This window comes from Streptacidiphilus neutrinimicus, assembly GCF_000787815.1.
Classification (GTDB): domain Bacteria; phylum Actinomycetota; class Actinomycetes; order Streptomycetales; family Streptomycetaceae; genus Streptacidiphilus; species Streptacidiphilus neutrinimicus.
On sequence record NZ_BBPO01000012.1, the window covers coordinates 1 to 7,488 of the forward strand.

The following is a 7,488-nucleotide window of genomic DNA, read 5'->3' on the forward strand; positions in this document are numbered from 1 at the left end:
CGGACGCCCCGCACCACGCCGCCGACCACGCGGCCGCCGCCCAGGGCGGCGTGGCGTCGAGCCTCCCCACGGCCGCAGCAGCAGAGCTCCCGGGCACGACCGCGCCCGACGCCGGTGGCGCCGCGGCAGGCGGGACCGCTTCCGGTGGTGGCCCGGCGGCGGCCTCCTCCGCAGGGGCGGCCGCGCCCGTCTCCCCGTACGCCGAGCCCCAGGGTCTCGCCGGGGCCGTACGGACGACGGGGCTGTTGGTGTGCCCCCGTGACTTCTCCAACGTCGCCGTCGCCGCGCCGCTGGACCTGCGCAAGCAGCTCGGGGTGACGCGGCGCCAGTTGGCGCGTATGACGCGGATCGAGACGCTGCTGTCGGCCCTGCCGGAGACGGTGCGGCTGGACGAGGCGCCGGAGGCGGTCGACACGCTCGCGCACGCGTACGCGCCCGAGTGCCTGGCCGCGTGCGAGCTCGCGTTCCACTGTCGAACGCAGGCCCGGGCCGCGGGCGCGGTGGAGGTGCTGGGACGCGGTGTCCGCGGGGAGTTGGGCAGCCTGACGACGGTGGCGGCCGCGCTGGGCGCGACGGCGGGCGACGGCGCGCTCGCGCGGGCGGCCCGGCTGCGCGAGGAGGCGTTGGCGCGATGAGCCTGCTCACCACGCTGGCCCGGCTGGAGGCCGTGCGCGCCGGCGTCGCGCAGCCGTTGGCGACGGTGCGGCACAGGCATCTGGCCGAGCGGCCGTTCGTGCTGGTCCCGCTCGCGGCCGCGGGCGAGACGGGCGCGCCCTTGGCGGTGCTGCTCGGGCAGGACCGGGAGCATCCGTGCTTGCTGACGGTGCCCCAGCCGCTCGACCGCGACCTTCGCTTCGCCTTCCTGGCCCGGCTCGGCGACGAGCTGCTCCCCTACCTGGAGAGCTTCGGCGCCGACGTCGAGCTGCTGGAACGGTCCGTCAAGGACCCGGAGTCGGGCGAGAAGACGGTCGAGGTGCGCGAGCTGTGCGCGGACGCGCCGCAGCTGGTCGTGCCGAACCCGGGCGCGATGGAGCTGCTCGGGCTGTTCGGGCGGTCCACGCGGTTCCGGCGCACGGCCGAGGACGCCGACCCCGGCCCGTACCCGGTGCCCGCCCGGGTGCCGCTGCTCGGCCGCTGGCTGACGCACCTGTCAGAGCGCTCGAACGTGCCGGGTTCGTCGCTGCTGCTGCCGCTCACGACCACGCTCTCGCGCCACTGGGCCACCGGTCAGAGCTCGTTGGAGGACGCGCATCTGGGCGCGCTGCTCGCCTGGATCGCCCCGCCGCCAGGCGAGCACGGGGAGCAGGCCGCGCTCCGGGCCGAGAACGGTCGCGACGAGCGTGGCCAGCTGCTCGTGCCGCCTGCCGGTCCGACCACCGATCCGGCCTTCGACAGCCTGCTGCTCTCCCCCGCCGTGACCCGCTACGACGCGGCGCGCGCCGCGCAGGACGAGCGGCTGACGCAGGCCCGCGCGCAGGAGATCGAGGCGCTGCTGGAGTCCGTGCTGCTGCCGGTCTGGCACCAGGTCTGGCAGGGCGTCGACCTGCTGCGCACGCTGCCGCAGGCCCCCCACGTCGTGGAGCGCTGGGAGAGCGACCGCTGGTCCTACACCGGCCACCGCGACCGGATCGCGGCGGGCGAGCCGCCGCAGCCGCTGCACGACGACGCCGTGACGGCCGCGCGCAAGCTCGCACAGCGCGAGCGGGAGCAGGTCCGGCTGGATCTGGAGGAGGCGCTGGACGACCCGCTGGCCATGGCCGAGCACCGGCTCGCGGGGCAGGCGTTCGCGGGCGAGGTCGTCGAGGTGGTGCCCGCCTACGACACGAGCGGGCGCAGCCCGAAGCCGCGCCCGCTGGTGACGGTCCGAACGGAGGACCGCCCGCATCTCGATCCCGGCGGCGAGGTGCACCGTGCGGGCGGTCCCGCCGCACAGCGGGCCGAGCTGGTGCGGCTCGACGCGGAGGCAGGGCTGCTGACGCTCCGCCTGCTCAGCGGCATGGGTCGCAAGAAGGAGCCGGAGCCGGGGACGGTGCCGCAGGCCGGCGAGCAGGTCTGCTTCACGCTGTTCGAGCTGTCGGCCCGTCAGTCCGCGCCGCTGCCCGATCCCGAGGACACGCCCTGGACCCACGGAGGGCCGCCCAAGTGACCACGCTCCCCACCCCGGCCGCTTCGCCGACGCCGGGCGAGCAGGCCGACGCGGCCGTCGCCGCGATCCTCGCCTCGGCGCTCCACGCCGGCGAACGCGGCACGGTCGTCGACTCCCCGCCCGGCGCGGGCAAGTCGACGCTGGTCGTGAAGGCCGCGCGCGAGCTGGTCGCCACCGGTGAGCGGCTGATGATCGTCGCGCAGACCAACAGCCAGGTCGACGATCTGGTGGACCGTCTGGCCCAGGCCGATCCGGGGCTCGCCGTCGGCCGTCTCCACGGCAGCGACGCCCTGCCCGGCGAGATCGCCATGCGCCACGCGGGCGTGGTCGCCTCCACCAAGGCGGCGGACCTGCGGGAGCTGCCCGTCGTCGTGGCCACGGCCGCCAAGTGGCAGTGGGTCAAGGACACCGACCCTTGGCGGCATGCGATCGTCGACGAGGCCTACCAGATGCGCTCGGACGCGTTGCTGGCGGTGGCGCGGCTCTTCGAGCGCGCGCTCTTCGTCGGCGATCCGGGCCAGTTGGACCCGTTCAGCATCGTCGGCACGGACGACTGGGCGGGTCTGCACCACGATCCGTCGCAGAGCGCGGTGGTGACGCTGCTCGCCCACAACCCGGGCATCGTCCCGCACCGCCTGCCGGTGTCGTGGCGCCTCCCCGCCTCGGCCGCGCCGTTGGTCTCGGACGCCTTCTACCCGTTCACGCCCTTCCGCGCCGGCACGGAACCGGGCGACCGCTGCCTTGAGTTGGGCCCGCCGACGCCGCCTCCTGCGCCGGGGCTCGCGCCCGCTCTGGCCCGCGCGGCGGACGAGGTGCTGGACGTCGCGGCGGAGTCCGGCTGGGGTCTGCTGGAGCTGCCGGCGCGGCTGACGGTCCGCACCGACCCGGAGGCGGTGGCCGCGGTCGCCGCAGTGGTGGCCCGTCTGCTCGCCCGCGGCGGCGAGGCGCGTTCCGAGCGGGGCTCGGCTCCCGTCGAGGCGGACCGGATCGCCGTCGGCACCGCGCACCGCGACCAGGCCGCGGCGGTCCGGAGCGCGCTGGCCGCGCTCGGCGTCACGGAGGTCACCGTCGACACCGCGAACCGGCTTCAGGGACGCGAGTACGACGTCACCGTGGTGCTCCACCCGCTGTCCGGCCGCCCGGACGCGACGGCGTTCCACCTGGAGACGGGCCGGCTGTGCGTGCTGGCCTCGCGGCACCGGCACGCATGCGTCGTGGTCACCCGCGCGGGCATCCCCGAACTGCTGGACGCCCACCCGTCCACGGAGCCGGTCCAGCTGGGCGTCGTCTCGAAGTTCCCGGACGGCTGGGAGGCCAATCACGCGGTGCTGGAGCACCTCCGGCGGCACCGGGTGACGGCGGGATGAGGGGGGCGCAGTCCTTCATCCGCCGCCGAGCGGCGTCCTGGGGAATACCCGCAGCACATCGCCCTGTTCCTCACGCGGTGGCGTGGCCGGACAATGGAGTGTCGGCACGTACCGTCCCCTCGTCGCACCAGGAGGTTTCCGATGTCCGACTCCTCGGCCGATCGCTCGCCGCAACGGAGGCTCCGGCCTGCGCCGCTGCTCTTCGAGCCCGGGCTCGCGGAGCAGGAGGCGGAGCACTTCTTCGATCTGGACTCGATCGAGGACCCGCGTGAGCTGCTGACGCGCGCGACGGAGCTGACGCTGGCGTTCCGCGCGGCGGCCGAGAGGGCGAGCGACTTCCAGGCGCTGGCCGCCGCGCAGCTCGCGGATCCGCGCCGGTTCGACAGCCTGAGCCTGGACGAGATCGCCGAGTCGGCGGACTGGACGCCGGACTACGCGGCGAAGATGGTCGAGTACGGCCGCGGCCTGCAGCAGCGCCGCCCGGTGGACTGAGCCGGCTCTTTGGCATATGCCGAACGCCATATGCCAAAGGCAGCGGATGGTACTCGGTCCGCCCCTCCCCTGTCCGGGATTCAGACGTTCCCGAGCCCCGCGATCCGCGGGCTCGATACAGCTGGACCGTGGACATGTGGACCTACGACTCCGTCGAGTACGTGACCGTGGCCGGTGAGGCCTGGCTCGCCTCCGCGAGCGAGTACCCGCGGAGCATGCGTGCGCTGTGGGAGTCGCGCCCCTGGGCGGCGACGGTACTGCCGTGCGGGCGCGTCTTCGACGTGATCAACATGCCGGGCCTGTTCGGGCGGCAGGTGCTGGACGAGCTCTGGTCCTCCGGGCCCGGCTGCGGCCCGGTGGCGACGTTCCGCGGGCGGATCCTGGTCTTCGCCGAGCCCGGCACCGCGGCGCGGCTGCGCCCGCTGCTGGTCTGGGAGGAGTGGGCGCGCGACGTGCCGCCGCTGCTCTGCCACGGCCTGGGCGACGCGATCACCGTCCCGCCGTTGCAGCGCCCGCTGGACGCGCCCGAGGGCCAGGGGCGCTGGATCGTCGCGCCGGAGGATCGTGAGCCGTGGCTGCCCGGCTCCTCCACGCTGCTGTGGGCCTGCGTCCGTGCCGCACGCGACGTCCCGCGCGGCACGGAGCAGACCGGGCCCGCGGAACGGCCGGAGGCCGCACCGCCTGAGGTCGAACCTCTGGCGCGCCCGGTGCCGCTGCACCGCTGAGCCCCCAAGCCGCGGGGTTGCCCGTCGCCACCGCCACCGCGACCGCCGGACCGGCCGACACGGACACGACCACCACGCCCATGCCCACGAGCACGGGCACGGGCACGCGCAGCCGATCCGCCTCGCGCACGGCCGAGGCTCAGCCCGACCGGCGGAGCCCTCCGCGGGCCCGGAGAGAGCGGCGCGGTCTCAGAGCCTTACGGCGGTTCCGGAGACGCGGATGCGCCCGGTGTCCGGCACGGACGTGACGGTGAGCGTGCTCGGCCGCCCCATGTCCTCACCCTGCCGGATGGTGAACGTCCCCGCCGCAGGCAGCGCCCCGAGCTCGCGCAGATATCCGCCGAAGGCCGCGGCCGCCGCACCCGTCGCCGCGTCCTCGACCACGCCGCCGATCGGGAACGGGTCGCGCGCGTGGTAGAGCTCCTCGTTCTCGCGCCACACGAGCTGCAGGGTGGTCCAGCCGTGACGGCGCATCACCTCCGCGAGGCCGTCGAAGTCGTAGTCCAGCGCGCGCAGCCGCTCCCGCGTGGAGGCCCCCAGGACGAGGTGCTCCACGCCGCCGAAGGCGACGTGCGGCGGCAGTGACGGGTCCAGCTCCGCCCGCGACCAGCGCAGTGCGGTGAGCGCCTGGTCCAGCTCGACGTCGGTGGCCGGGCGGGTACGGGTGGGGACGCTGGTGAGGGTGGCGCGGACGGCGCCGGTCGCGTCCTTGCCGGTGTCGAGCGTGATCTCTCCGGCGTTGGTGGCGAAGACCAGCGGACCCGCTCCTATCCGCTCGGCCAGGGCGACGGCCGTGGCGACGGTGGCATGGCCGCAGAAGTCGACCTCCGCCAGCGGGCTGAAGTAGCGGATCCGGAAGCGGCGGGCGACGTCGTCGCGCTCGGTGACGAAGGCGCTTTCGGAGTACCCGACCTCGGCGGCCACGGCGAGCATGGCGTCCCCGTCGAGCGCCCGTGCGTCCAGCACCACGCCGGCCTGGTTGCCGCCGGAGGGTTCCGCGGAGAAGGCGGTGTACCGGAGAACGTCCGGGCCGGCGGCTGGGACTGAGGAGGTTCCGGGAGTCGTCATGGCGTCCACGCTGACACGGCCGGAGCCGCCGGGGCAACCATGATCGAGAAGTGGTGCGCCGGGTACCGCAAGGGGCCGATTCGGTGTTTCGCGCGCTGTTCATGTAATGTCTTCCACGTCAGCAGGCGCCGCTAGCTCAGTTGGTTAGAGCAGCTGACTCTTAATCAGCGGGTCCGGGGTTCGAGTCCCTGGCGGCGCACAGACAGCCGAAGGGCTCCCTCGTCCAGACGAGGGAGCCCTTCGGCGTTTCCGGGAGAGGACAGGGTGGCAGGGCCGATGGACAGGGAACAGGCGGTCGCCGCGGCGGCCACGCTCATGCCCGCACCCGGTGGCCGCTTCCTGCTCGGCATCGCGGGCGCGCCCGGCGCAGGCAAGTCGACGCTGGCCGTCCACCTGGTGACCACGCTGTGCGAGCGTCTCGGCCCGGACGCCGCTGCGTACGTCCCTATGGACGGCTTCCACCTCTCCAACGCGCAGCTGGTCCGCCTGGGCCTGGCCTCGCGCAAGGGCTCGGCACCCAGCTTCGATGTCTGGGGCTACGTCGCCCTGCTGCGACGCCTGCGGGCGGCGGCGCCCGCGGAGCCGGTCTACGTGCCGGACTACGACCGCACGCTCCACGAACCGGTCGCGGCGCGCCACGTCGTCACCCCCGAGACCCGCCTGATCGTGACCGAGGGCAACTACCTGGCAGCAGGCGAAGCGGGCGGCCCCGGCTGGTCGGAGGTCCGCGAGCAGCTGGACGCCGTGTGGTTCCTCGCCGTCCCGGACGCCGTCCGCGACGCGCGCCTGCTCGCGCGCCAGCGGGCCGGCGGCCTGGACCCCGCAGCCGCGCGCGCCTGGGTGGACACCAACGACCATCCGAACGGCGAGCTGGTCAAGGGCCATGTCGGCCCGGACGTCCGGGTCGTCACCCTCGACGCCGGCTGACCCCGCGCGAGCCCTGGCAGCCCGCGCCCGGACCCGCGCCCGGAGACGAGCAGTCACCGGGCGGGCCCGCACAAGCAGGTGGGGATCGCCGTGACCCCCGCCTCGCGCAGGGCGACGGCGAGACCGCCGCTCAGCCCGTCCAGCTCGCCGTAGCTGAGGGGCGCTGCCGCAGACCAGCGCGACCGCCGCGGCGGTCCGATCGCTCGCGCCCGGCCGCAGCGGGCCGGGCTCATCGCTCCCGCGCGGCAAGCGTCGCGGGGAGGTCGAAGGAGGCGAAGACGCCCGGGTCGGCGAAGACCACGTTGCACGTGACCAGGCCGCCCACGACGGTGAGGACCTGCAGGGTGTGCAGCCTCAGGCCGTCGTGCGGATCCGGCGCGTAGGCGGCGAGGGCGGGCTGGCCGTTCGCGGTGAGCGGCCGCATCGCCCAGCCGGCCCCGCGCATCGCGAAGACGCGCTCGATGAAGCGGCCGTAGTCCGCGCTGCCCCGGTACCACAGCGGGACCGGCGGCATCTCCAGCACCGCGTCGTGGGCCAGCAGCCGCACCAGCGCGGGCACGTCGGCGGCCTCGAACGCGCGGACGTAACGCCGGATCACCTCGCGCGTCTCGGGGTCGTCGGGCTCCCGCACCGCGCCGAGCCCGCCGCCCGCGCCCGCGCCCGCGCCCGCGCCCGCGAGGGTCGCGCGGGCACGCTGCAGCGCGCTGTTGACGGCGGGGACGGTCGTGGTCCACTGCGCGGGCCCTCGACCGCGCTGACTCCA

Annotated in this window: 7 protein-coding genes, 1 tRNA gene and 1 pseudogene; 7 read left to right on the forward strand and 2 right to left on the reverse strand. The window is 75.0% G+C overall.

Annotated features, from left to right (window positions below; all coding sequences use genetic code 11):
• The 5 genes and pseudogenes from TR48_RS43070 to TR48_RS10525 all read left to right on the forward strand — a co-directional run.
• Positions 1-635, forward strand: a pseudogene (locus TR48_RS43070) (hypothetical protein); the annotation flags it as partial.
• Positions 632-2,146: a membrane protein gene (locus TR48_RS10510; RefSeq protein ID WP_042365766.1), complete on the forward strand. Its 1,515-nt coding sequence runs from the start codon at positions 632-634 to the stop codon at positions 2,144-2,146. The pseudogene TR48_RS43070 and the gene TR48_RS10510, both read left to right, overlap by 4 nt.
• Positions 2,143-3,513 (forward strand): AAA domain-containing protein, encoded by a 1,371-nt coding sequence (locus TR48_RS10515; RefSeq protein ID WP_063770958.1) that lies wholly within the window; start codon positions 2,143-2,145, stop codon positions 3,511-3,513. Before TR48_RS10510 ends, TR48_RS10515 begins: the two co-directional genes overlap by 4 nt.
• Before the next feature lie 141 nt (positions 3,514-3,654).
• Positions 3,655-4,005 carry a DUF8844 domain-containing protein gene (locus TR48_RS10520; protein WP_042365767.1) on the forward strand — a complete coding sequence of 117 codons (351 nt, stop codon included), beginning with the start codon at positions 3,655-3,657 and terminating at the stop codon, positions 4,003-4,005.
• Positions 4,006-4,139: 134 nt separating this feature from the next.
• A complete protein-coding gene (locus TR48_RS10525) occupies positions 4,140-4,730 on the forward strand; it encodes a bifunctional DNA primase/polymerase (protein ID WP_084729167.1) in 591 nt (196 codons plus the stop codon).
• Positions 4,731-4,919: 189 nt separating this feature from the next.
• On the opposite strand, the gene TR48_RS10530 is transcribed toward TR48_RS10525, so the two are convergent.
• Entirely contained in the window at positions 4,920-5,798 is an 879-nt protein-coding gene (locus TR48_RS10530) for a PhzF family phenazine biosynthesis isomerase (protein WP_042365768.1), read from the reverse strand.
• Between the two features lie 125 nt (positions 5,799-5,923).
• On the opposite strand from TR48_RS10530, the gene TR48_RS10535 reads away from it, so the two are divergent.
• Positions 5,924-5,997: transfer RNA gene (locus TR48_RS10535), tRNA-Lys, on the forward strand.
• A 77-nt stretch (positions 5,998-6,074) separates the two neighbouring features.
• The gene (locus tag TR48_RS10540) at positions 6,075-6,725 is read left to right on the forward strand and encodes a nucleoside/nucleotide kinase family protein (RefSeq protein WP_052442552.1); all 651 of its coding nucleotides are present in this window, start codon (positions 6,075-6,077) and stop codon (positions 6,723-6,725) included.
• Positions 6,726-6,954: 229 nt separating this feature from the next.
• Here the strand turns inward: TR48_RS10540 and TR48_RS10545 are convergent.
• On the reverse strand, positions 6,955-7,488 hold a 534-nt coding region (locus tag TR48_RS10545), incomplete at its 5' end, for a nuclear transport factor 2 family protein (protein ID WP_170183528.1).

Bases quoted from the DNA above. Each gene is read 5' to 3' on its own strand.
- TR48_RS10520 (WP_042365767.1), top strand. From the start codon at position 3,655: ATGTCCGACTCCTCGGCCGATCGCTCGCCGCAACGGAGGCTCCGGCCT.
- TR48_RS10540 (WP_052442552.1), top strand. From the start codon at position 6,075: ATGGACAGGGAACAGGCGGTCGCCGCGGCGGCCACGCTCATGCCCGCA.
- TR48_RS10530 (WP_042365768.1), bottom strand. From the start codon at position 5,798: ATGACGACTCCCGGAACCTCCTCAGTCCCAGCCGCCGGCCCGGACGTT.
- TR48_RS10525 (WP_084729167.1), top strand. From the start codon at position 4,140: ATGTGGACCTACGACTCCGTCGAGTACGTGACCGTGGCCGGTGAGGCC.
- TR48_RS10510 (WP_042365766.1), top strand. From the start codon at position 632: ATGAGCCTGCTCACCACGCTGGCCCGGCTGGAGGCCGTGCGCGCCGGC.